The 24,497-nt window shown below is 43.6% G+C and carries 22 protein-coding genes, 1 tRNA gene and 1 pseudogene; 13 read left to right on the top strand and 11 right to left on the bottom strand.

Annotated elements, in window-relative coordinates:
* Positions 1–148: 148 nt before the first annotated feature.
* Positions 149–2,161, bottom strand: a complete 2,013-nt coding sequence (locus ACZ5QV_RS02335; protein ID WP_464601053.1) for a M3 family oligoendopeptidase — start codon at positions 2,159–2,161, stop codon at positions 149–151.
* A 375-nt stretch (positions 2,162–2,536) separates the two neighbouring features.
* Here ACZ5QV_RS02335 and ACZ5QV_RS02340 point away from each other — a divergent pair, with 375 nt between their 5' ends.
* The gene (locus ACZ5QV_RS02340; protein ID WP_464601054.1) at positions 2,537–3,346 is read left to right on the top strand and encodes a DUF166 domain-containing protein; all 810 of its coding nucleotides are present in this window, start codon (positions 2,537–2,539) and stop codon (positions 3,344–3,346) included.
* A 37-nt stretch (positions 3,347–3,383) separates the two neighbouring features.
* On the opposite strand, the gene ACZ5QV_RS02345 is transcribed toward ACZ5QV_RS02340, so the two are convergent.
* The 4 genes and pseudogenes from ACZ5QV_RS02345 to ACZ5QV_RS02360 form a co-directional block, all read right to left on the bottom strand.
* On the bottom strand, positions 3,384–3,761 hold the full coding sequence (locus tag ACZ5QV_RS02345) for an AIM24 family protein (RefSeq protein WP_464601055.1): 378 nt from the start codon (positions 3,759–3,761) through the stop codon (positions 3,384–3,386).
* Positions 3,762–3,813: 52 nt separating this feature from the next.
* Positions 3,814–5,400 (bottom strand): annotated as a pseudogene (locus tag ACZ5QV_RS02350) (IS1634 family transposase); the annotation flags it as partial.
* Positions 5,401–5,431: 31 nt separating this feature from the next.
* The gene (gene tnpC, locus ACZ5QV_RS02355) at positions 5,432–6,904 is read right to left on the bottom strand and encodes an IS66 family transposase (RefSeq protein WP_464599339.1); all 1,473 of its coding nucleotides are present in this window, start codon (positions 6,902–6,904) and stop codon (positions 5,432–5,434) included.
* Between the two features lie 320 nt (positions 6,905–7,224).
* Entirely contained in the window at positions 7,225–7,620 is a 396-nt protein-coding gene (locus ACZ5QV_RS02360) for an AIM24 family protein (protein ID WP_464601056.1), read from the bottom strand.
* 75 nt (positions 7,621–7,695) lie between these two features.
* Here ACZ5QV_RS02360 and ACZ5QV_RS02365 point away from each other — a divergent pair, with 75 nt between their 5' ends.
* Positions 7,696–8,058, top strand: coding sequence for an Mth938-like domain-containing protein (locus ACZ5QV_RS02365; protein WP_464602007.1), 363 nt, complete (start codon positions 7,696–7,698; stop codon positions 8,056–8,058).
* An 87-nt stretch (positions 8,059–8,145) separates the two neighbouring features.
* Here the strand turns inward: ACZ5QV_RS02365 and ACZ5QV_RS02370 are convergent, their stop codons facing one another.
* Positions 8,146–8,904, bottom strand: a complete 759-nt coding sequence (locus tag ACZ5QV_RS02370) for a mechanosensitive ion channel family protein (RefSeq protein WP_464601057.1) — start codon at positions 8,902–8,904, stop codon at positions 8,146–8,148.
* Positions 8,905–9,304: 400 nt separating this feature from the next.
* Here ACZ5QV_RS02370 and ACZ5QV_RS02375 point away from each other — a divergent pair, with 400 nt between their 5' ends.
* Both ACZ5QV_RS02375 and alaXM read left to right on the top strand, forming a co-directional pair.
* Complete coding sequence (locus tag ACZ5QV_RS02375; RefSeq protein WP_464601058.1) at positions 9,305–10,582, top strand: cell surface protein; 1,278 nt, start codon at positions 9,305–9,307, stop codon at positions 10,580–10,582.
* A gap of 88 nt (positions 10,583–10,670) precedes the next feature.
* Positions 10,671–11,405, top strand: coding sequence for an alanyl-tRNA editing protein AlaXM (alaXM, locus tag ACZ5QV_RS02380; RefSeq protein ID WP_464601059.1), 735 nt, complete (start codon positions 10,671–10,673; stop codon positions 11,403–11,405).
* Positions 11,406–11,444: 39 nt separating this feature from the next.
* Here the strand turns inward: alaXM and ACZ5QV_RS02385 are convergent, their stop codons facing one another.
* The 3 genes from ACZ5QV_RS02385 to ACZ5QV_RS02395 form a co-directional block, all read right to left on the bottom strand.
* A complete protein-coding gene (locus ACZ5QV_RS02385) occupies positions 11,445–12,077 on the bottom strand; it encodes an adenosylcobinamide amidohydrolase (protein ID WP_464601060.1) in 633 nt (210 codons plus the stop codon).
* Between the two features lie 331 nt (positions 12,078–12,408).
* Positions 12,409–13,470, bottom strand: coding sequence for a cytochrome c biogenesis protein CcsA (gene ccsA, locus ACZ5QV_RS02390; protein WP_464601061.1), 1,062 nt, complete (start codon positions 13,468–13,470; stop codon positions 12,409–12,411).
* 16 nt (positions 13,471–13,486) lie between these two features.
* Positions 13,487–14,449 (bottom strand): cytochrome c-type biogenesis CcmF C-terminal domain-containing protein, encoded by a 963-nt coding sequence (locus tag ACZ5QV_RS02395; RefSeq protein WP_464601062.1) that lies wholly within the window; start codon positions 14,447–14,449, stop codon positions 13,487–13,489.
* A gap of 643 nt (positions 14,450–15,092) precedes the next feature.
* On the opposite strand from ACZ5QV_RS02395, the gene ACZ5QV_RS02400 reads away from it, so the two are divergent.
* The 9 genes from ACZ5QV_RS02400 to ACZ5QV_RS02440 all read left to right on the top strand — a co-directional run bounded on the left by ACZ5QV_RS02400 (position 15,093) and on the right by ACZ5QV_RS02440 (position 23,784).
* The gene (locus ACZ5QV_RS02400) at positions 15,093–15,620 is read left to right on the top strand and encodes a CDP-2,3-bis-(O-geranylgeranyl)-sn-glycerol synthase (protein WP_464601063.1); all 528 of its coding nucleotides are present in this window, start codon (positions 15,093–15,095) and stop codon (positions 15,618–15,620) included.
* A gap of 148 nt (positions 15,621–15,768) precedes the next feature.
* On the top strand, positions 15,769–16,326 hold the full coding sequence (gene pyrE, locus ACZ5QV_RS02405; RefSeq protein WP_464601064.1) for an orotate phosphoribosyltransferase: 558 nt from the start codon (positions 15,769–15,771) through the stop codon (positions 16,324–16,326).
* Positions 16,327–16,756: 430 nt separating this feature from the next.
* Positions 16,757–18,058, top strand: coding sequence for a phosphoribosylamine--glycine ligase (gene purD, locus ACZ5QV_RS02410; protein WP_464601065.1), 1,302 nt, complete (start codon positions 16,757–16,759; stop codon positions 18,056–18,058).
* 72 nt (positions 18,059–18,130) lie between these two features.
* Positions 18,131–19,036 carry an ornithine carbamoyltransferase gene (argF, locus tag ACZ5QV_RS02415; RefSeq protein WP_464601066.1) on the top strand — a complete coding sequence of 302 codons (906 nt, stop codon included), beginning with the start codon at positions 18,131–18,133 and terminating at the stop codon, positions 19,034–19,036.
* Positions 19,037–19,245: 209 nt separating this feature from the next.
* Positions 19,246–19,328, top strand: a tRNA-Leu gene (locus ACZ5QV_RS02420).
* Between the two features lie 501 nt (positions 19,329–19,829).
* Positions 19,830–20,069 carry a hypothetical protein gene (locus ACZ5QV_RS02425; protein ID WP_464601067.1) on the top strand — a complete coding sequence of 80 codons (240 nt, stop codon included), beginning with the start codon at positions 19,830–19,832 and terminating at the stop codon, positions 20,067–20,069.
* Between the two features lie 206 nt (positions 20,070–20,275).
* Positions 20,276–20,641, top strand: a complete 366-nt coding sequence (locus ACZ5QV_RS02430; RefSeq protein ID WP_464601068.1) for a hypothetical protein — start codon at positions 20,276–20,278, stop codon at positions 20,639–20,641.
* 866 nt (positions 20,642–21,507) lie between these two features.
* Positions 21,508–21,903, top strand: a complete 396-nt coding sequence (locus ACZ5QV_RS02435; RefSeq protein WP_464601069.1) for a transcriptional regulator protein — start codon at positions 21,508–21,510, stop codon at positions 21,901–21,903.
* 702 nt (positions 21,904–22,605) lie between these two features.
* Positions 22,606–23,784 (top strand): RNA-guided endonuclease TnpB family protein, encoded by a 1,179-nt coding sequence (locus ACZ5QV_RS02440; protein WP_464601070.1) that lies wholly within the window; start codon positions 22,606–22,608, stop codon positions 23,782–23,784.
* 213 nt (positions 23,785–23,997) lie between these two features.
* Here ACZ5QV_RS02440 and ACZ5QV_RS02445 read toward each other — a convergent pair whose 3' ends face one another.
* Together ACZ5QV_RS02445 and ACZ5QV_RS02450 are read right to left on the bottom strand one after the other, a co-directional pair.
* Complete coding sequence (locus ACZ5QV_RS02445) at positions 23,998–24,210, bottom strand: MoaD/ThiS family protein (RefSeq protein WP_464601071.1); 213 nt, start codon at positions 24,208–24,210, stop codon at positions 23,998–24,000.
* Positions 24,207–24,365 (bottom strand): hypothetical protein, encoded by a 159-nt coding sequence (locus tag ACZ5QV_RS02450; protein ID WP_464601072.1) that lies wholly within the window; start codon positions 24,363–24,365, stop codon positions 24,207–24,209. Before ACZ5QV_RS02450 ends, ACZ5QV_RS02445 begins: the two co-directional genes overlap by 4 nt.
* Between the last annotated feature and the right edge of the window lie 132 nt (positions 24,366–24,497).

The raw sequence follows: 24,497 nt of genomic DNA on the forward strand, positions 1-24,497 counted from the left end.
GCTTAAGGCCCCATTCTATCAATTAAAATAATACCAACCTAATACAAATAGACCATCAAAGTGTTTGAAAAGGTAAAAAAGTAAAAATTGAAAGCAAAAGGCCTGTTTGTCTTTTCGCCTTCAACCAATATTTCAACGATTTTAGAGTTTAACTTCCTATATAAACCTCCGATTTAAATAATCCCGGACTTAAACCGTTTTCCGCTTCACTTAATTCATTCAACTCTTTTATCCGGAGTTCAGCAACGTCCATCGCATCCTCAAAGAGCTGTTTGTCAATCCTTATCCCGAAGTACTTTTCCAGTTTGGCTTCGGGAGGCATCGTCGTACCTGCAGAAAGGTATTCAATATAGTTTTCATTGAAGACCTCAGGATCTTCCCTGTACTGCTTAAAGAGAGCAAGGGTTATTGCCTCCGAAACCGCGTAGTTAAAAGCATAGTAATTGTTGCTTAGGTAAATGTGAAGGACAGGAGTCCAGGCCGCTGAATTCTCCGGATAGTATTCAATGGAATCACTTACGTATTCTTTTGAAAGGTTGGTCCAGAGAGCATTGAGTTCTTCCCCGTTTACCTGCCCGTTTTCGGCACAGAGGATATGAGCATCCCTTTCGAATTCACTAATCAAAGGCGCGTATGAGAAATACTTCTGATAGTCCCCTACATGCTGGGTTAGTACCGCTTCTGCCGTATCCCTGTCACTGTTTGCGAGTACGTAGTCCACAAAGAGTTCCTCACTGAAGGTAGAAGCAATTTCTGCCTCGTACTCCGAGGGATTGCAGTAGAGGTAATCCACGGTATTGCCCATCAGGTAGAAATGGATCGCATGGCCCATTTCATGGGAAATGGTTTTCTGGTCGTTAAGCAGGCCCCTGTAGTTCATAAAAATCATTGAAGGGGATTGAAGAGCAACGAGGGGGAAACAGTACCCACCCGGTTGTTTTCCACTTTCAGGAGCAGGATACACGTCAATGTAATTTCCTGTCACGGTCTTTAAGAAAACTTCGTTGAACCTCGGGTCCATCTTTGAATACGACTTTTGAATTTTGAGCAGGGTATCCGTATAATTAGTCCCCTGTCCAGGGTTTTCCATTAACTGTAAACTCATATCATAGGGCTTTAAAGTCTCAAGCCCCATTTTTTGCCTCCTGAAATCGTTATAGCCTTCAAAAACACCTTTACGGGCCTTGAAGACCGAATTCATATCCTCTACCTGAGTTTCTTTGAGATAGAGCCCGAAGAGTCTGGCCTCATAATAGTCCGCATAGTTAAGTTCCCGGGCAGCCCGGTCGTCAAGTTCCGCTTTTTCAGAATAAAGGGCCGCCATTTTATCGGATTCATTGAGCAGATGGTAAAAATATTTATCATAACAGGCTTTTCGGTTCTCGCGATTCGGGTCGGTTGACATAAGGGCATAATAGGACTGGGAATTAACCGTAAATTCTTCCCCGTTTTCAAGAGTGATGTTCCCGGCAGCTGTAACGTTATTGGTGATCTCTTTCAGAGCCACTGTTTGCAGTTTCATGCGTTCATTCGAAAGCTCTGCCAGATACGCAGCCTCCTCTTCATTCCGGGAACTGTGCTCCGCAAAACGGATGTAATTTGCCTCAAGGTAAGGATGGTAGGAATCAAGCCCGGGCTCTTCCGTAAAAATTTGTTCCCATTCGGGCTCTGTAAGGGATGTCAGTTTTACCTCTACAAATGCAATACTCTTTCCATGTTCCATGGCCAGATCCTGCAAGTCCATGAGCAGGGTTTCGAAAAAAACGTCATTTACATCCAGACTGTTTTCAACATAGGCGTATATATACAGAATCTCCAGAGCTTTAGAAAATTCCTTTTCGGTTTCCAGATATTCCAGTAAAACAGTACCGTTTAAAGTCTCAAAAGCCGGACGGAATATCTTATTAACGTCCTCAGACTGTGCTTTTATTATCTCAAACTCCTCCAGCGCAGCCTCCTGGCTTTCAACCAGATGAGACGAATCCCAGGTCGTTGTCACCTCATTGGGGTCCAGTTCCGGAAAAACCTCTTCATTTGAGGTCTCCACTGCTTTGTATTCACCAGCCCCGCCAGAATCTTCACCGACACAGCCGGAAAAAGCCGTAGCCAGAAAAAGCAAGGCAAGTAAAACAGAAAAACGTTCAATAGTTTTATTTTTCATAAAAATCCCTCCTTACGGAACAAGAAATGAACTCATTGTGAAATTACAATCACCCAATTATATTTAACAGTTCAGCTTTCTACCCGATTTTCTATTTTAGCTTTCTATCTTTGTTTTCGATCTTAACTTTCTATCCTGATACTTCCTGTATTTATAGCACGGAAAACAAATTAATTGGTATAATCCGGTACCGGAAAAACTCGTTCATATCCGGAAACATCGATTTGCAAGTGTGGAATTTCAAGCTGTAATTATGTAGATCTGTAAGTGTAAAATATCAGGTTGCAAACACAGACCCGTAAGCGTAGAAATTAGCCTGTAAGCGGATTTTACCTGCAAAGACCTGTTAACGGTCCTCAAAACCGAGGTGATCAAATGCGTATTCTTGTCCTTTACTCCGGCGTTTTCGGAATAAAAGTTATCCTGAACCTTATAAACCCCGACAACTTCTGCGTCTCCTGCGGGGAACTCTGCGACCACTGCCGGCAGGCCAGGAAGTCTTATGCCGGAATGATTGTGGGAATCCACGAATTTCCCGAAGACCTACCCCCCTTCATTGAAGAGCCCGAACAGTACCTGCCCCCGAAACTTCCCGAATGTGACCTTGTGCTTGCCTTAGGGCTGCACCCCGACATCCTGGCAGCCCTTTCCACCGTGGTGGACAAAACCGGAGCAAAAGCCGTCATCGTCCCGGTTGAAGATTCAAAGGCCACGCCTGCGGGAGTGGTGGAACAGCTCAGACAGAACCTGGAAGCGAAAGGCATTGAGTTTGCCGCCCCAAAGCCTTTTTGTTCCCTTGAAAAAACAGGAAAAGGAGAACTGATTGACGCTTTCGTGGACATGGGCTTCGGAAAACCCGTGCTCAGGATCGAACTGAGCCCGAACGGAAAGTTCATTAAAGCGGTAGGGGTGCTCAGGGATGCCCCCTGCGGTTCGACCTGGTTCGTGGCAAAAAAACTCGGGTGGAAGGAGGTTTCGGACTATAAGGAATTAATCTCAGGGGCCCACCACTCCTACCCATGCACCGCCAGCATGGACCGGGACCCACAGCTCAGAGATACCATCCTGCATGAGGCCGGATACATCATAAGAGAAGCAGTGGAAGAAGGAATGGAAAAATCAAGAAAAGAAAAACAAAGACAGGAAGAAAGAAAAAAATCAGAAAATAAAGGAATCGAAAAATAAAAAAGTGAAAAAATAATTAAAATCGAAAAAGTTTAATTCAGGGCTGGGCCTGAAAATAAACTTCCTCATAGGGCTGGATTACCACAAAGCCCTTGCCCCGAAACATCATCTGAATGGACTCCCCGCTGCTTCTGCCAACAAAAGTTTTCAGGGAAACGTCCGCCCGGATCTCGGGCTCCAGATTTCCGGACCAGGCAACCGTGGCGTTCGGGTCCGTGAAAACAGGCCTGTCTTCCGTAACCTTCAGGGTCAGGGGGTCGTAATGCGTGGTGATTGCAACCATCCCGGTGCCTTCGAGTTTTACATTGAAAAGCCCACCTGAGAGCATTCCTGCGATCTTTTTCATCATCCGGATATCCCAGGAAATGCTGTTTTCAAACTTTACTTTCAAAGATGCATGTTTTTCCGTTATCAAGCGGCTTTGTTTGTGTGGGCCTAAGGAATGAATAATCCTACTGATGACGTTTTTATTGGGGTGGCAGGTAATTACCCAAGTTCAAGAAAGAAAATAATGATGCTTGCTTTGTACTCATCTCTTCCAGAATAATATTACACTTATTTGATTCTTTATCCTGGATAACTGCCAGCCTAATTTCGGACAAATTTTCAATTAGTCTTCTCATAGAAAGACCATATCTCTTTGTCTCCCAGGCTAAATATCTGTAGAAAAGTAAGCCAATTATAGACAGAAATACGTGAACTTTGATATTTTCATCTTTGTGGTGGTACACCGGTCCCACAGGGACAAGCAGGTGATCATTCAATAGCTTAAAATCATCCTCTATAGCGCCTTTATTGTTGTATGTTTGCACAATTTTTTTAGTGTGCCAACGGTGCTTATCTGTAAATAGTATATTTTTTCCTAATGAATTTTCGCGCTTATTTTTATTCTCTTCGTCAATCCAGAACTTTAACTGAGGTTTTTTCTTACCTTCAGGAGCATCAGTAATTTCATATTTCACCATACTTCTGTATTTTTTGATAATAATGTCTGCAACCTCTTTTTCTACACTGCTCCTGTTTCTTGCTTTTCCTCTGTTGCTTTCCAGTCTCCTCTGTAGGTCTTCCAGATTCTCAGTTATTTTTGACATATTTGACTCACAAGTTCTTTTTTGAAGTTTGTGAGTTCCTTCATTGAAAGTAATTACTGTTGTAAATTCTGTCCCGTAAAACTGATGCTTTGTCCGATAGCCATAAATTTTGTGGCCTTCTGAGCTTTCATATAAAAATTGATATTTAGATAATGGCACTTCAAGAAGATCATCTGCCTGATTTGCTTTTACAGCCCCTACAAAATTCATCTTTGAAGTTGCTTTTTCAATGTTGTCCTTTGAATTGTTTCCCTTATCAAAAACAAGAACAAGGTCTTCCGAACAAATATTCAATTCGGTTAGACGGTTTACTATTTTGTCAACCAGACCTGAAAATTCCTCTGAATCATGCACATTTCCTGGATATGTCTCGTGAATAAAAGGTAAGTTGTAATCATTAGCAGCCAGCGCTACAGATACCTGATTTTTGTCTTTACGATGCTTTTTGTTATACCCTTTATGAAGCAATTCACTTTTTTCATCATAATTGGTAGCATAAGTGAACCAGTTTGATTCATCCACAAACAGTACTGAAGGGGTTAGTCCTTTTTCGATGAGAACTCGGCACAAATCGTCTTCAATATTTTTCATTGTGTCGGAATCAATGTAATTCATATGATTCAAAAAATTCTGACAATTTAATTTATGAGGGAATTTCCACTTAAAAGATAAGGCCGATTTTTTGAACCATTCCCCAATACCGTTTTCACTTAAAACTCCATGAGATTTCCCCACTATATCAAGTAAAAGATACTCTCCGACACTTAAACCATCGATTGATTTTTTCATAGTGTGCTTGTTCACTATGTCAACGAATCCAAGCTCTTCATTCACATGAAGAAGTGCGGCAAGTTTGCCGTACTCAAAAGATTTCAGTTTCATGTAGGGCAATGATTCACTCTGTTTTTTCATTTCAAATATTTTTTCGGCATTGCCTAAATATATCTGAAATATAGTTGTAACTATTCAGCCTACTGATAAAAAAAGCATAGTTTCAGCTAATGTTGCAACTATCGGATAATAGCGGCGCTCCATTGAGCGCCGCTCGAATAGCATCCATGACATTCAAGCTATTCTTTCTAATAGTGGATATGTATCCCCGAATTCTGCAGAAAGCTACCGCTCCTTCGATGCTTCGGAAAGTTCCCGAAATCTTCTGTTGTAGCTTCATCATTCTGATGTCTCGCTCTGCTTGATTATTATCAAATGGAACTCTCAGGTCATTGAGGAATTTCAGAATCCTATCCTTGTATTTTATGAACCTATCAAGGAGATTCTTTGCTTTTGTTTGTGCTGGTCTTCCTCTTTTTTTAACCTGTTTTGAGAGGTCAGGAGGTGGATTTTCTTCAATTCCCTCTTTAATTATTTTATCGTATATTTCCTCGAATGCCCTGACTTTTATTGGATCTATTGGAATTTCCATTTCTCTGCATTCGTCGGTATATTTTTTTACTTCACTCAGAAGTTCATTTACTTTTTTAGCCCATTGCTGCTCAAAATTCTCTTCAACTCCAGTGAGGTCCCTCTTAAGATGAGCATTGCAGAGAGCATGTTCACATCCATATTTGTTGTATGATGCCCAACCATCATGAACTACTACCCCCTTGTATTCTGGAAGAAAACCCAAAGCATTCATTGCCTCTGATCCTCTTTTTGGATGTACAAAATAGTATGTCCACAGACTGTTTGAAACAACATGGAGCCACCATTTTGTCCCTAAAACCCTCATTCCTGTTTCATCACAATGTACAGAATAGGCTACCCGTAGATGTTCGAAAACAGCTTTTTCGAAAGGTTCCAATTTCTGGAATAATTCCTTTTCAGCTCTTTTTATGGTAGCAGGGCTGATACGTATTCCATAAAAGTCCTCTGACAAATCACAAATCCGTTTATAAGGAATCAATTGAAAGTTCCTTAAATATACAAGAGAGGATAAAAGGCGAGGTCCATATTGAATAGGGAATTTTATAGAGTCTGGAAAAGTACCTTTGTTTATTTTCCCACAGTGAGGGCATTTCTTGGACTCAGCACGATGTTCGGTAAATATGATGTTCACAGGAGGAATATCAGCTTCTTGCCTGCGTTCACAGTCCCGAACTTCAGTATCTTCAAGATCATGACCACAATTTTCACAGCAGTGAGGGGAATGAAATATTATATGGTCAGGATCCCCAACCATTTCGAAAGTACTTCCAGAATGACCTTTTTGACCACCAGGTTTTTTCCCACTTCTTGTGCGGCTACTCTTAGGTTTAGGTTTTTCATTCACAAAAACGTCAGTAGAAGGAGGTTTACTGCTGTTTTGGCTGTTTTGATTTAGACGAGCCTCTAAAACCCTTACACGTTCCTCAAGTTCAGCAATTTGAGAAGCCTGTTTCTCTATGATAGTCTCAAGTCTCTGAATTACAGCAACGACTGCTTCAGGGCCTTCTTCATAGATTTCAAGAATCTCTTCACGTGTAAGCATGATACTGAAGAGATAGAGTTATTTTATATGCAATTTTTCCTCGAAACGAGGAAAAATTGCCTTTGTTCAAAGTATGGCTGAATAGTTACATATAGTTTTCACTTTTCCATCAATTCTGCCAGTTTTAATAATATACCAGTATTTTTTACCGTTGATTATTTTCTGTTTTAAAAAAACCATGATATAAATTTAGGTTCTACGTATATAAAGATATTTCTTCAAAAAACAGATACAATAGGCTTTTTAAATGTAATTTAGAACTTAGGCCTTACAAATATTTTTTTTAACGGATCTTCCTTGCCACTGATTTTTGTGGCAAATCAAGGCAAAAATAGCTCTTCTTTGAAAGCTGAGTCAAAGGCCAGCAGATCATTTCCATTGACAAAAATAGCCTCGTTCTCAAGGTTCAGGACCGAGATTTTCTTCCCCGAGTCAGCGAGGTAGAGTTTGCCTTTTCCTTCGGCTTTTGTCAGGCTCACCCCTTCCCCTGTAAGCGATTTTTTCATAAGTTTTCCAAAGCCGTGCTCCAGCAAGCCTTCCCGGATGAACTTAATGTCCCCGGTGTATCCGACCATGGAACCCCGCTTGGTCCAGACCATGCCTTCAAGGTTTACTTCGAGCAGACGGTCGCGTTCCAGTTCAAACACTCCCTGCCCGAGGTCGTGTTCTCCTGTGCTTTCGATGAATTTGTTTAAAGAATATCGGCCTATGTTCACACTTCCCTGAAATTTTAAATATATGGAAAGAAGATGGCCCCAGATTTATATCTTTTCCCGCCCAAATCCTCCGGTATGAGGCCTGAAATTGATTCAACAAGTTTCGGATCGATCACGGTTGAGGGAAAAAAGTTCGAATACGACATCCTCATCCGCAGGGACGGAAATGTGGAGAAACGAAAGAAAAAACTTTCAAAAGAAATATACGGTACCTCGCACATCCTTTCTCTTGAAGAAGCCAGACATATCTACGAAACCGGAATGGAAAAACTGATCATAGGTACAGGCCAGACCGGTTTCGTGGAACTTTCAAACGAAGCTGAGACTTTTTTCAGAGAAAAGCAGTGTGAGGTTGAACTCCAGCCTACCCCTGAGGCAATTGAAAACTGGAACCGAGCCAAAGGTAAAGTTGCCGCGATGTTTCATATTACCTGTTGAAATCCCCCAAATCAGGTAAAAAAAGAAATATGTAAGGGAAAAAATGTCCCCTCTGGTAAGTGAGGATATGGAAACGAAAAGATGGTTTTATGCCCGGATCGTGTGTAAATCCATCTGTGGAAACGGAATATCGATTCCCTCTTTCCGATAAGTTTCAAGGATGCCTTTAGTCAGGTCGTTTTTTACGGCCCAGTAGTCTGCTGTCTTTGTCCAGGCCCGAAGCTCCAGGTTCACCGAGGAATCAGCAAGTTCCGTGGTGACCACGGCCGGGGCGGGGTCGGAAAGTACAAGGGAGTGTCCTTTCATAAGCTCGTTTGCAACCCGGATAGCTTTTTCAAGGTCTTCCGAATAACTTATGCCAACGGCCACCGGGACCCTCCGGGTGGACATGCGGGTAGCATTGATAATGGGACTGCCCCAGACAAGTTTGTTGGGAATCGTTATGAACTGGTTGTCCGGGGTCAAAAGCTCGGTTGCCATGAGCCCAACGGCCCTCACTGTGCCACTCTCACCGTTTATGCTAACGAATTCGTCTTTGTCAATCGGGCGAAGGGCCGCAATCCAGACCCCTGAAGCCAGGTTCATAAAAGTATCCTGCATCCCGAAAGCCAGGACCAGCCCTATGATTGCCGAAAGCCCGACTACAAAGCTGTCCACGTCAAAGCCGAGTGTTTTGAGAAACGCAAAGATTACTATCACGTAGAGAAGCACGCTCAAGAAACGGGCCAGAAACTCAACTACCAGTTCAGGAAGCTTTGTTTTCCGGACCCCGGTCCTGAACATCGAGACCAGGAATTTTACAACAATAAGCCCCACGATTAAGATGATAAATGCAAAAAACAGCATGGATAACGTTACATTCGTATATGGAATAGCCTGTTCCAGAATACTTGCAGCCAGATGAATCCCCCCGGATTGATAAAAACCGTTTAGAAGTATAGATACAGTTTAGAAGTATAGATACAGTTTAGAATACAAATACAGTTTAGATCATAATTTTAATAGTGGAGAAAAAGCAGGAATATTCTACTGACCCGATTTCATCCCATGCAGTAAATTATAAGACATGCTATATAAAAATTATATTATTAAAAATTGCTTCAAAGATTCAATTTTTCCGTTTACAAATATATGAATAATTTTTCATAGAAGAAACCCCAACATAGATGCCGATATAGATAGAACTCTGTTAAACAAGTATTTAAAATACTTAACCATTTTATCAAATGAGTAAGGGAGGCCTCAATTGAAGTGGATTAAAAAGTTCTTTGGAAAAAAAGAAAGTGAACCTGCAGAAACTGTTTTAAGGAAAATAAGCCCGGAAGAACTCCCTGTATGGCTGGAGACGGGTTTTCAGAAACTCTCCGGCGAAATATCTGAAAATGCCGCCCTCATATTAAAGGACCTTGAGGCTTCCCTCCCGGAAATAACGGAAAGCAAGACAAGGCTTTCGGAGGCCCTGGTTGTTGGGGATTTTGACGTCCGGGCCGTGAAACGGGCAAAGAGCAACAGGGAAAACATGGCCAGACAGATTGAAATCCTTGTGGAAAAAATCAGTATCCCGGAAAGCCAGGATGTCAAAAGTCTCGGGGAATTTCATGAAAAGACCGCCCACCAGCTAAATTCCTGTGTGGAAAATATGTCCAGAAGTTTAAGGTACGCAGGAGGCATTTTTCCGAAAGAGGCAAAAGAGGTTACGGAAAGCCTTGGAAAGTTAGGGATGATCTTAAAAGCCCTTCAGGAAAGCTTCGGGACCCACTCAAAGGAAATCGAAGCTTATGAGACCGCCTCGGAAACCCTTCAGGCCATCCGGGACCTCTCCGCTTCAAGCGAACTCGGAAAAAAGGAAATCCGGCAACAAAAAGAAAAAATAAGGAGCTTTGAGGGAGAAATCGAAGAGGCTCGCAAAGCCCACGAAAATTTTGAGCAAAGTGAGGAATGGCAGAACTACAGGAAGCTGGAAGCCGAACTTGCGGAAGCCGGGGGCCTGACCAAAAAGGCCGAATCGAACCTTTCATCCCTCGTACTTCCCCTCTCAGACAACCTCACCAGGCTCAAAAAACTGCATGAAACCGGCAGATACACCTTAAACCCTGAAATCAGGAAAGAGCTTGATGCCTGCCTGGAAGACCCGAAGACAGCCAGTCCCGCCTTTTTCCGGAAACTTCAAAAACTTTTTGAAGACCCGACTCTGGGCCTCAAAGCCCAGAAAAAAGAAAAAGCTCTGGCCCAGGCCGAAGTCGCGGTCCTGAATTTTGAAACTCGAAAAAAAGAATATTTAGAGGCTGTACAGACCCGAGAAGAAAAACGGGCCGAACTCAAAAAGCTTGGGGCTGGAGGCCTCGAGGAACTGAAACAAAAGGAGACAAAACTCCAGGGCAAGTGTAGGCTTGCAGGAGAGGAACTGCAGCTTTCCATGAAAAAACTGGAAAAACTTAACACTGACCTTGAAAAGAAAAAAGAAGAACTCAGGGAAAAGGTCGCGTTAATTGATAGCGGCGTGGAACTGGCTTTTCCGGATTAATTTTTGGACATGATTAATAATAGCTAAAAGTAAACAACCCCCAAAAAATAGAGCTTTTCGAATAAAATATTTTGAATGAGGAAAACCCATGACAGAAGTACTCTACTACCTTGACTGCTACCTGAAAGAATTCGAAGCCAACGTGGAAAAAGTAAGCGACGGCAAATACGTTGTCCTGGACCACAGTGCCTTCTACCCCGAAAGCGGAGGCCAGCCCCACGACCTCGGGAAACTTATCCGTGAAGAAGACGGGGCCGGGTTCGATGTGGTATATGTAGGGAAATTCGGAAGCGAGGTCAGCCATGAAATCACCCCTGAGAACGAAACCGTTTCCCCTCTCAAGCCCGGAGATAAAGTAAAGGGCCTTATTGACTGGGAGCGCCGCTACAGGCACATGCGCATGCACACCGCAACCCATGTCATCGCAAATGTTATCGAAAAAGAAGCCGGGGCCCAGATTACCGGAAATCAGCTGGGCCTTGACAAGAGCCGCGTGGACTTCAGCCTTGAAGCCTTTGACCGGGACAAATTCGCCGAATACGAAAAGATGGCAAACGACATAATCGCTGAAAAACACCCGATCAACCTCTATCTGATCAGCCGAGAAGAGGCCGAGAAGAAACTTACCAGACTTACAACACTTGCAAAAGGTTTTTCCGAAGACATCCGGGAAGTGCGCCTGGTGGAGATTGAAGGCATCACTATTGAAGCCTGTGGCGGGACTCACCTTAAAAACACGGAAGAGATCAAAGGGATTAAAATATCCAAATTGCAGAACAAGGGGAAGAGTAACAGGAGAATGTACTTTACACTTGTGGACTGAAAGCCAGAGGCTTTTTCCACAATTTTACTTTTTTTATATTTATTCTCCCCTTAGATCCAGACCCGCCTTTACCCCTTTAATAACCGCTTTTGTGATCATTTTTCCGAATTCCGTGCTCGAACCTGCATAGGGAATTTCCGGTATGCACTCGATTTCTGTGGTTTCCTCAGGTCCTGAATCCTTTTCATCAACCACAATTTTTGCAGCCTTTTCGTAGGCCACTATCACGGCATCCGTGTTTGTCCCCAGAAATTCATAACCTTTTTCCAGAAGGGCCAGGCCCTTGGCTTCCGTGGCCGTGATAATTGCTCCAAAAAGGGCGGTTTCGGACAGTTTTTTCTTTGAGAGGAGAATGATATTGATGGTCCCTATCTTTTTATTTTTTGCCCGGAACTCGGAGCCGTTGCTAACCCCTGCCGTTACAAAAACGGTCAGATAACCGTCTTCGATGACCTGCAGGTATTCCATCTTAACTGCGGTCAGGAGCCCGAAACAGGGCCCATCGAGTCCCAGGGCTGCTCCAGCATCTTTTAAGTACTGGCCGGGGTCCGGGGGGTTGAAGGTCCTCGGGACCTGCCTGTTAAAAAGATACTTTACACACCCACGGCCTCCGTTCAGGCCCGTACTTACGGCTTCGAAATCCCCTTCTATGATGAGAGTACTGTCTTTCATATAAATTACCGCTAAACCTAAAGATTTAATGGGCTTCTTCCAACTGATTCCCGAAGGAACCTTATGTCACAATCCATGCTAACGGGAAAAACAACGAATTTGTAGGATCCGCTTTACAGGAACGCAGCAGAAAGCTCCAGGGCTTTACATGCTGTCCGACAATTACTATCAATAATATCGAAATTCCGTATTTTTCGATTTAAAGGCTTTATATACCTTCTTTTTTACCTGTTTTTGCCTTGAAATTGAATTGTCGGACAGCTTCTTTAGTGGCGGGTCGTTGACCAGCTATCCTCTGGAATGTCCAGTGGTTTTAGTTTGGGGTAACCGCCTACTCGGAGTAATATCGCCTGAGCAGAAGGCCTGCACTTGAAGTGAGCAGCACTGCCAGGAAACCTGCAATTACCTTTCCCTGATCAGTAAAGTCCTGCCAGGAGTGCACCGAGGCCCAGAGTCCGCTTCTCGTAACGAAGGTTGAGGTTATGACGAGGATAAACGACACTATGGCGAGGAAGGGGAGGAGGAAACGGTATTCCTCCGCGCCTGGTCTGAGTTTTGCATGCAGGTAGGCTGTAGCGGTAAGCCAGGGTATCAGCGAGGAGGTTTCCACCGGGTCCCAGGTCCAGTACCAGGCCCCCCAGCCGAGCACCTCGTAAGCCCAGAAAGCTCCGAAGCCGATTCCAAGGGTCAGGTAAAGCCAGGAAGTGCGCATCCAGGAACTTGCAAGCCCGGTCCAGCGTTCGTCTCCGAGGACAAGCCCTGCAAAGGTGGCTGAAAAAGGAAGGGTAAAGGCCGCGTAGCCCAGGAAGAGGACGGGAGGATGGATCGCCATCCAGGGGTTTCGGAGAAGGGGGTTCATGCCCTGCCCGTAGGGAATGACAAAAGCTTCGACAAAGGGGTTCCAGTTTGTGGTCCCTGCAGCCCCCGAAGGGGTGAAATAATACATGGAAAAGGGGTTTTTCAGGGCCAGGAGCAGCAGGAATACGGATGCAATAGCAAGGGTGATCGCCCGTGTAAGGTTAAGCAGTTCCGTGTCCTTAAGGGCCTTTCCGCTTTTACTGTACCGCATAAAGGTTAACATAAGGAAGATAAAGAAGGTCCAGAGCAAAAACGAACCCTCCTGCCCTGCCCAGAGAGCCGAAAACCTGTAGTACCAGGCAAGATCGGTACTTGAATGCTGGAATACGTAAACGTAGGAAGTCTTTACATGGAACACGTAATAGGCAAGCAGGAAAGTTGCGACCGCAACAATACTTCCGCCTGCAAGTTCCAGTTTTTCGGAAAGGGCCGTGAATTTCCGGCTCTTATCGGAAGTTTTTCTTTCTAAATACCCGGCGAAAGAACTTACCGAGGCCAGAAGCCCCAGCAAAAAAGCCGCCCAGATTAAAACCATTCCCATATTCATACAATCACCATTTTTTCATTCCCCGATTTTTTTTATCTCCGGAACCCTGCTCTTTCGATGTCTTTCCTGAAACATAATCCGAAATTAAAATCAGCACAATCCCGATTACCATCAGGTAAAACCCGCCCCAGAGACAGGACATGAAGGGCACCCTCCGAACGTAGAGGTCAACAGTAAGGTTTTTCGTATCCACAGCTTTTGGAGCTATAAAAAGTTCGTCCAGCAGCCCCCTCCGGATGTAAGTCTCTGTGTAAGACTGTCCCCATTTGAAATCGCTTATGTACTTTACTTCCCCCTGCTCGACGAGCCAGCTTCCCCGGTAAACGTCGAACTTAATCGTGCTCACGTAAGCCGAACCAGAGTATCCTCCGTAGGGCTTGCCTTCAATCCCGGAGGAGATGTCCGTGACCATGACGTTATATCCCACGGACTCGAAACTGCCGAGTTCATTCACCTTTATTACGGCCGAATCTTCCTGGGTCATATTCGTGCTGAAGAGAATACCCACCAGCAGCAGGACCACTCCGAGGTGGATAATGTGTGAACTTGCCTTTCGAACGGTCCCTGCAAAACTCTTGCCTCCGGAAGAAAGCAGCCTGTAAACAACCGCAAAAAGGGCGGCTGCAAGGAGCGGAAAAGCGATATCGACTGCGGGGTTTGAAAAGGGGGACAGGAAGAAAGAAAGTCCTGATCCGAGGATTCCCAGGCCCAGCACCGCAAGACTTTCCTTTTTGCCCGAGATGCCGCGCATCAGGCAGAGGGCCAGGAGCCCCACAAGGGTAAGCGTGGGAAGGGCCGCACGCCTGTTAAAATAGGCCTCGTCCAGCAGGATTTTATCTCCTGTGGTGAGCCTGACAATAAAAGGAGTCAGGAGTCCCATAGTTATTAAAGCTGCAAGCAGCACCAGAACCACCACTGTGGCAAATATGGTGGTTCGGACCGTGAGCATTTCATTGAGTTTTTTCATACTTTTTTCCCACAAAGATACGATAATATTGATAAAGTTTGTTTTTAATCTATTGAAAGAGGCTTAATTGAATGATTGCTGAGGGTAAATATATAGTGAGATTAATGAGATGAGATGAAGGGTTGTAAATGACCCTCTTTAAAACCAGGATTAATCAAATTCTTCTAAAATTGAAATACACAACATAATTATTAAAGCAATTATTTAAGAATACCCAAAAAAATCAGAATGTTTTGGTTTTTTCCGGAAATATCTGACTCATTTTTTCAATCAACTCTATATTAGATTTATGATCGAATGGCATTTTTGAAACCATATGTGAAAATCTCTGCCGCTTTCAGGTCTGTTCTGAAAATGGCACCTCGTCTTTTTGTGTGGTTAAACCTCACAAAAACAGATACGCTCCTGGATTAAAATTAATCTTACCCACGAGAAATGGCGAAGAGCTCTGAAAATTATGTCCTGACGAGTCCTGTTCTGGAAAATCCTTTTCCCGGATCGAACTGCTAACATACAAAAAGCTAAAAAGGATAAACATATGGAAAGGTGTTAAAAATACTGTTAGCTTATTTTGGGATCTTTTATTTATAAAAAAATTTGGGTTGATAGCACGATCGAATTTATAATCACAGCAGTCTGGCTTATGCTCCCTGCATACCTTCCAAACCCCTTTGCAGCCGTCTTCGGTGGAGGAAAAACTATTGATGGAGGGCGTGTCCTTTCGGATGGGAGGAGAATCCTCGGAGACGGGAAGACCTGGAGGGGGCTTTTAGCAGGAATTTTTTTCGGGCTTCTTACAGGATGCGTTCAGATCTGGTTAAGCGGCCGGGGCTTTGAAGTCCTGGGCCTGGAAATGCCGGCTTTTGGCCCGGACTTCGGAAGCGCGTTTAAGGTTGTCTTAGCCCTGGCCTCAGGGGCCCTTTTCGGGGATATGTTCATGAGCTTTTTCAAGCGTCGGCTGGGCCTCAAGCGGGGATCTCCCCTACCCCTGGTTGACCAGCTCGATTTTGTCCTCGGGGCCTGGGTCTTTACCTACCTTGCGGCCTCTGTCTGGTTTACGGACAATTTTACCGCCGGGATCGTGATAACTGTGGTCGTAATGACTCCAATTCTTCATGTCATAACAAATATAATTGGGTATTTTATAGGGGTCAAAAAAGAGCCCTGGTGAATGGAAGCAAGATAGCCCCGAAAATCACGCATATCCGGGTAACATGGTCAAATCACGTATTCCCGGATAATATAAGCGATATTGTATAATAGGGCCCGATACTGGAGTCCGGAATAATATTTAAAACTGTAAAAAGACTGGTGAGAATATGGCAGTAGAAAAATCCGAAGCTGAATCATTACAGGCACAGAAAAAAGAACTTGTCGAGGCCCTCAAGGCCTGCGGGGCCGTTCGCTATGGGGACTTTACCCTGGCTTCGGGGAAGAAGAGCAAGTATTATATAGACATCAAAAAGGCGAGTATGGACCCCAAAACCCTGAAAGTCATCGCGGAGCAGGCAGCCTTCCGGATAAAAGGGATGAATGTGGGGATAGTGGCCGGCGTGGAACTCGGAGGAGTCCCGCTGGCAACCGCAGTCTCTCTGGAGACCGGCCTTCCCCTGCTCGTGGTCCGGAAAGCCGTAAAAGAGTACGGTACAAAGGGCCGTTTTGTGGGTGAACTGAAGCCTGAGCTTAATATCGTACTCCTTGAAGACGTGACCACAAGCGGCGGTTCGGTAAAAGATGCCGTTGAAGCCCTCCAGGCAGCCGACGGAAAGGTTGTGGGAGTGATTACGGTTGTGGACCGGGAAGCCGAAGCCGAAGAAAACCTGAAGGCAGTCGGGGTGGAACTTATCCCTCTGGTCCGGGCCAGCGACCTGCTCTAAAGGATTTTGCAAAGTCCAAAAATTTTTTATATTGCGGCCTTTCAGGGCGCAATTTTTCTTTATGTAGCCCTTCCTGCCTCTTCCCTTCCTGCTGCGGGCTTCCCGGTTACAGCTTTTTTTATATTATTTTCGGGGAAAAAGCACGGGAAGATATTTATTTGAAGAAAAGAGAATTAGAAAATCTCCCGCTACAAACAGGCTGGAAAATTATTAACAATTAAATCTTGACAATCAACGACTCGACAGGATGCATCAGTGCCCTGTAAACAGCCTGATCAAGCATTTTCTTGCAGGCCGAAAGCCGTGGATAGGGCTGGGCTACCGGGCTGGATTGGGTTTACAATATACCGTTCATTTCTCAGATTCATCCAAATATCCAAAGAAATTTTGATAATTCAGTAAATATTTTTTTATCTGGAGGAACATATTAATGAATGTTTTGCTTATTGGCGGAGGCGGCCGAGAACACGCCATCGCGGAAGCGATTAAAAAAAGCAAACAGGACCATGCCCTCTATGTGGTAATGGCCCGAAAAAATCCGGGAATTGCCGCTCTTTGTGAGGATTTCCTGCTGGAAAAGGAGACCGATGTAGAAAAGGTCGTTGAGTATGCCAAGACCAAAAAGATCAATATGGCTTTTGTAGGCCCGGAAGCCCCGCTTGCAGCCGGGTTATCGGATGCTCTCTGGGAGGCCGGGGTACCGGTTGTGGGCCCGAAAAAAGCCTGCGCCGTCATTGAGTTCGACAAGGCCTGGGCCCGGAATTTCATGAAGAAATACGGGATTGAAGGCTGCCCTGCATACGGGGTCTTTACGGAAGAAAGGCCAGCTCACGCTTTTATTGAAAAGCTCGGGGACGTGGCGGTAAAGCCTTCCGGTTTAACGGGTGGAAAGGGTGTCAAGGTCATGGGGGACCAGCTCCCTGATCTGGAAGCCGCAAAGGCTTACACAGATGAACTGCTCGCTAAAGACTCCGTTGTAATCGAGGAGCGTTTTGTGGGCGAGGAGTTTACGCTCCAGGCTTTCGTGGATGGAAAAACCCTTGCCTTCTTCCCGGCTGTCCAGGACCACAAACGGGCCTACGATGGCGATCTCGGACCCAATACCGGAGGTATGGGTTCATACACCGATTCCGGGGAACTCCTGCCTTTTATGCTCCCGGAAGACCTTGAAAAAGCAAAACAGATCATGAATGATACCGTAAAGGCCCTTTATGAGGAAACCGGCGCGGGATACCAGGGCGTCCTCTACGGGCAGTTCATCCTTACGGCCGAAGGCCCCAAAGTCATAGAGTTTAACGCCAGGTTCGGGGACCCCGAGGCCATGAACGTGATCCCACTGATCGAAACTGATTTCATGGAGGTCATGGAAGCGGTGACAAAGGGAACCCTTGCTGACCTGCCCGTAAACTTCAGCAAAAAAGCCACGGTATGTAAATACGCGGTCCCTGCAGGTTACCCTGATTCCCCTGAAAAGGACAGTGAGGTAATTGTGGGGGACCTTGGAGAAGCTTCTATTTATTATGCCAGTGTCTATGAAAAAGACGGGAAAGTCTACACCACAGGTTCCCGTTCCATTGCGGTCGTGGGCCGTGCGGACACGATTGAAGAGGCTGAGGCAATTGCTCAGCAGGCACTTGAAAACATCGAAGGTAAGCTGTTCTCGAGAAAGGACATCGGCACTGCCGCCATCGTCCAGAAGAGGATAGACCATATGAAGGAATTGAGGGGCTAAGTAGAGAAACTTAATAGAGAAGCTGAACAGTCCTTTAAATAAGTATTTTTAGAAAAAGCGAGTTGATTCAGGATGAAAGATTTTCTTTCAATAGCCGACCTCTCCCGTGAGGAGATTCTGGAACTCATCGAGATGGCCATAGACCTAAAGGAAAAGCGCAAAGCAGGTAAGATGAGTGAACTTTTGAAAAACAAAAGTCTTGCCATGATCTTTGAAAAATCTTCCACCCGGACAAGAGTTTCCTTTGAGGTGGGTATGACAGATTTCGGAGGACATGCCCTCTACCTTAACCCGAAGGACATTCAGATCGGAAGGGGCGAGACGGTTGAAGATACCGCCCGGACCCTTTCGCGTTACGTGAACGGGATCATCGCCCGGGTCTACAGCCATGAGACCGTGGCAAAGCTTGCGGAGTACGCGACCGTGCCCGTAATAAACGCCCTTTCGGACATTGAGCACCCCTGCCAGATTATTGCGGACTTCATGACCATCGTGGAGTATAAAGGCAAACTTGACGGCCTGAAATTCGCCTGGATCGGAGACGGTAACAACGTCTGTCAGTCCGCCATGCTGGGCTGTGCACTTGTGGGAATGGAGTTTTCCGCGGCCTGCCCCGAGGGCTACAAACCCGACGAAGCCTTCGTTGAAAAGGCCAGGGAACTTGGTGGCAAGATAACTATTACTGATAATCCCGGAAAAGCCGCAAAAGATGCCGATGTCATTTACACTGATGTCTGGGTCTCTATGGGAGACGAAACTGAAAAGGAAAAGAGGTTCAAGGCCTTTGAGGGCTACCAGGTTAACGATGAACTGCTGGCCTTGGCAAAATCCGACGTGATTGTGGAACACTGCCTTCCGGCTCACAGAGGCGAGGAAATTTCCGCAGAGGTCATGGACGGCCCGCATTCCGTGGTCTTTGACGAAGCCGAAAACCGGCTGCACGCCCACAAGGCAATCATCTTGAAATTGATGGCATGAACCTGCTATCAGTTTCTTATTATTTTTGAGGGGCTTTTTCTTCAAAGTCCATCAATTTCTTTTAGTTTTCGAGTTTCTTTTTTATTCCAGGCCCTCCTTCTTTCGACCTCAAGTTTCTTCTGTGTTTAAATAAGTATTTTCAAATAGTTAACGGGAAAGTTTAAATATTAATAATGCAACTATGGGATGCTACAAGAGTATTACATTGTGCGAGGGTTGCCCAGTGGTCAAAGGCGGTAGGTTCAGGGCCTATTCTCGTAGGAGTTCGTGAGTTCAAATCTCACCCTTCGCACTAAACTTTTTTTTTAATATTTTTATTAAATCATATATTTTTACCGTTTCCTCGGTTTTTTACTCTCAGGTGGGAAGAAAAGGCACCTTTCCTTGACTCTGAAGGAGGTCGAGAGAGGTTATTGATTATTGCGGTTTTTAAAGTATGAGCCTGATGGACTTCACATTTATTTTTGTTATACTGAGGTGACAGAGGGTTAAGAAATCTCTGGATTTAGCATGAAAGTGTAATGTGTATTTTCCTTTTTTGCATGTTATTCGCAAAATAACATATTCATTTTTTAGATATTTTTGCCCTGAAATCGAATTGTAGGATAGCTTTTTTAGTGTGAGTAGTTGATTCTAAATCTTCTCTATTCAACATATTCCCTCATAAATATATATCACACTGCATTCAATTATTTTATATATTGTACTCACAATCTTTTATATTATTTTACGTCAGTTTGTGCAATTTGGTTCGAATAATTTGTGGACCATCATCTCTTATTTAGAACAATTGATGGAAGAAGAACCATTAATGGATCTATATCTTGTGTCGGGCATTGTTTCAATAATCTTATATTGCCTTAAGAAAAGGCCGGAAAGTCTTGATTTGAGTCATTTATTTATCGCAGGATTTTTTGGGTTATTCTACCTGTTGTATCCTCAGCTTATTATTGTTGGATTATGTGCTATAATTTCGTATGTTGCAGGTATTTTTGATTCAAATAATACGGAGATACCTGGGGAAAAGCTCTAAAACATTAACTTAATTATAAATGTGTCAAGACTACAATTTTGTGTTTAGGAATGGTGAAAATATAACTTCATATTTTATTTTCGGAGTTACTTCATACTTATACATGTTGTGTTTTTGTGTGAGGAGATGTTTGGTGTGTGCATTCAAACCACGGAACACACGGAACACACGGAAAATATTTTAGTCTGCTTGAGCGAGTGAAACAAGTGAAACAGACCCGTGCTACCGAAGCGGAATTCGGGCATGGAACACACGGAAAATATTTCAGTATGCTTGAGCGAGTGAAACAAGTGAAACAGACCCGTGCTACCGAAGCGGAATTCGGGCATGGAACACACGGAAAATATTTTAGTCTGCTTGAGCGAGTGAAACGAGTGAAACAGACCCGTGCTACCGAAGCGGAATTCGGGCATGGAACACACGGAAAATATTTTAGTCTGCTTGAGCAAGTGAAACGAGTGAAACAGACCCATGCTGTTGCGATTTCATCGAAACTCCCAGGAAATCTTCGATTTCCTGTGATCCCGAAGCGGAACTCGGGCATGGAATACACGGAAAAAAAAAGGTCTTAAGACGGCAATTATGTTTTTCCGGCATTTTTTTTAGTCATTTTTAATGAATCCAGGGTCGTTTTTGAATCCCATTGCATAAAGATCCAACTTACTCACCGGCCACAGGCCGGTTTCCGTGTCTTCCGTGGTTAATAAATGGTAAACAAAAATACTTGATATTATATTTGACCTATTCCTTAGTTATCAAAACTTTAGTATTATAGTTTCTCTATTTTATAACGATTCATTTGTGCGATCACAAAAATTGAAAATTTGCGGGATTTCCAGTCAACTACCCCTTCAGATTTATCCCCCTTTTAATATATTAACCCACTTCACACCGAATTATTTAGATATGTGAACGCCAAGTTTTTTAGATGAATTTCCGAAGTGGGCGCGCATATAAGCCCTGTGCATCAATAATGTATTAAAAAAGGTTCGCAAATAAACGAAGTTTTAAATTCCTTGTTAATATATACAACTTTAAATAGTATGAGCACGTAATTATCAGCTGGAGTTGAATAACCTTCTAATTATATACGTATATAGGTTTAAGTTTTAAACCAATACGTTCAGTCCAATAATTGGAATAAAACAGGGCTGTAAATTCCGGTCGTAGAAATATAATAAAACGGTTTTAGTGGCCGGCTTTTGGACTCAAAACGGGGACAAGTCCAATAGATTGCAAAAAAAGCAGTTGAATATAAAAAAAATCGCGAGACATGAACTATCGCTTACTAAATATAATTAAGTGGTTATAATGTAGCGGTGGCGTTTAGCTTTTAAAAGGTAATTTGAATGTTGGGACTTAAGGTTCAATAATAATTACCAGGATATTTTTTAGCTAGCGCTCGTTTATTGAAAAAATACATTGAATAGGGGTTATCATGAAAGACTACGAAGTAAGGGTGCTGGACGAGAATGATCACATCTTCATTGAAACGTTAAGGAACCTCGGGATGTCAAGAAATGTTGCCACAACGATGGCATATCTTATGAATGTTGACGAAGCCTCATCCCGTGAAATTGAAATAAGTACTGGCCTGAGACAGCCGGAAGTCAGCCTTGCAATGAGGTTGATGCGCACCCAGTCCTGGGTTCATGTGCGCTCCGAAAAGAAGCCAGGTAAAGGCCGCCCAATCAAGATCTACTCTCTTGCAGCTCCGGTTGACGAGATTATAAGTTACTATGAGGACAAGATATACAAGGAGTCACAGGCCACCATTTCCGCAATCAAGAAGTTAAAGGTCATGAGCAAGAATATGCCTCTGGACTCAAAGTGAAAAACCCGGAACCTGCTTTCCGCAACGCTTCCGTAATGGCAGGTCCTTATGTACACCGGCCATTATGGCAGTAAAACTCTTTTACTCTCAGGCGGGAAGTCCCCCGTCCTCGGCAGCTGTAGGCTGGCAGGTGGGGGATGAAAACCATTCACTGAACCATCATCATTTTACATAACACCGTCTATTTTACATAACGACCGTCTATTTTACATAACGACCTCTTTTTTATATAACACCCGTCTATGTTACATAACGACTGTCTATTTTACCCACATTTCGACCCCCTGCCAATATGGGCAAATAATCCGATATTGGTCATTTAATAGATCCTTAGTTCCCAAATTTTAAGCGCATATATGCATTACATGGTCTCAATTGATGTCGATTTTTAAATCAAGTCATAAAAAACATGTGCTTATATATTAAGCGCATGATTCAATATAGGGAGGCCTTTATGCGCCAAAAAATGCGGAATGCAGGATAGATAGGATCTTAAAAATGACCTTTGTCCGTTAATTTGTACAAAAATGCCAGAAAAACAAGATCTAACTGAAACAGCAGAGGTCTCCTTCCTCGACAGTTCCGACTTTGGAGGGACTGGCAGGTGGGAGGTGAATGCGTAGGGGCTACGGGGGCCGGTTTAAATAAGTTTGAATGTTAATAAGTATTTTTATATAATATTTAGAATATATAGATGATTGCATGAAACAGGGAAATCTTTTCCGGCTATATCCAACAAAAGAACAGGAAATAGCACTTGCTCAACACTTCGGAGCTTGCCGTTTTGTGTATAATCATTTTCTCAATATTAAGACAGAGATGTATAAGAAGTTTAGGGCAAGTCCCACAAAAAAGCAACTTCAAAAATACTTGACAGTGGCCAAACATACTATTTTTGATTGGATGGGGGATATTAATTCTCAATCCCTCCAGAGTGCAAATAAGGACCTTTTCACTGCATTTGAGAATATGTTTGAGCATGGCAGAGGATATCCACAATTCAAGTCAAAAAACGACCCAGATCAATCCTTTCAGGTGCCTCAAAGTTACAAGATTAATCTGACTACATCCAAAATATATTTGCCTAAAATCGGGTGGATAAAAATCAAGTTACACCGGGATTTTTTAACGCCTGAGATAATGGAAAATTGCATTACCTACACGGACTTAAACGGGGACAGGATAATCGAAAAAGATCTGAATAAGGACTTTTTCAAAACTGCAACTGTTTCAAAAAAATCTTCGGGAAAATACCACGTAAGTATCCTAACGGAAGACGGAACAGCAGCACCGAAAAAGGTTGAATATTCAGAGGATACAACTATTGGAATTGACCTGGGACTCAAGGACTTTGCAATCCTGTCAAATGGGGAAAAGATAGAGAATCCCAAACACTTGCAAAACTCAGAAAAACGCCTAAAGGTACTTCAAAGAAGAGTAAGCAGGAAAGTTAAAGGTTCCAATAATCGAAGAAAATCAGTAAGAAAACTTGCAAGGCAACACGAAAAAATCGCAAACCAAAGAACGGATTTTCAGCAAAAACAGTCTTCAAAAATAGTCTGCGAAAGCCAAGCAGCCATAGCCGTGGAGACGCTGAACATTGAAGGGATGCGAAAGAACCACAAACTTGCAAAAGCGATAAGTAGTGTTTCATGGGGTTCTTTTGTTAGAATGTTAGAGTACAAGGCCGAGAGGGTAGGGAAAACCCTCTTAAAAATAGGAATGTTTGAGCCTTCGACAAAAACCTGTAACGTTTGCGGGTTTCGTAATCCTGATATAACATTAAGTATCCGTGAATGGGAATGTCCTGAATGCAAAACGTTCCACGATAGGGATATTAACGCTGCAATTAACATCAAAAAGTTTGCGCTTGCAAATTAATTAAAGGAACACCGCCGGAACGGCGGGAAGAGCCTGTGGACTCGTGGAGATTGCTCCGGGGTACGAAGCAGGAAGCCCCTTCCTCGATGTTTCTAATTGAAAATTAGAAACTCCTTTTAAACCTATGGTTTAACACGACAGCCGAAGGCTGACAGGTGAGGGTAGTTCACAAAAGAAAAAATGGTTGTTTGTAGAGGTTGAAATTTTAGGGTTTCATGCCCCGGCTACAACCTTTAAAATAGTCAGTTTATCGGAATTTATGATTCCATCCAGAGGGACAGAATTTCCATCCTTTAACACAAGAACAGTCTCATGGTTTATCTTCAACGAATCGAGCAGCTCTTCGTAGGTGGCGTCATCTGCGACTTCCACAGCCTGCTCCGAAATATCTCCAGCCTGGATTGTTAATTGTACCTTTTTGCTCACTTTGTTGCTTCACCGCCGCCCACCTGAATTTCATTCACAATACCCTTTATTAATTTTTGCTCCAGTTCGTACTGCTTTTTATCGCCTTTCCTCTCTGCATCTCTTTTCTGGAACTTTGCTGACATTTCAGGTATCTCCTTACGATTTTTGTTCATGCAACGTAAGCTCATGGTATAATCTCTAAAAATCTCTCCAAAAAGAGTCAATTAGAATTCAGACTTATAGGTTTGAAACTTTTCCAGACTTTTCGAGACTTATATCCATATTTATAATGATTTTTAGTTGTA

It is taken from the genome of Methanosarcina baltica (assembly GCF_055394095.1).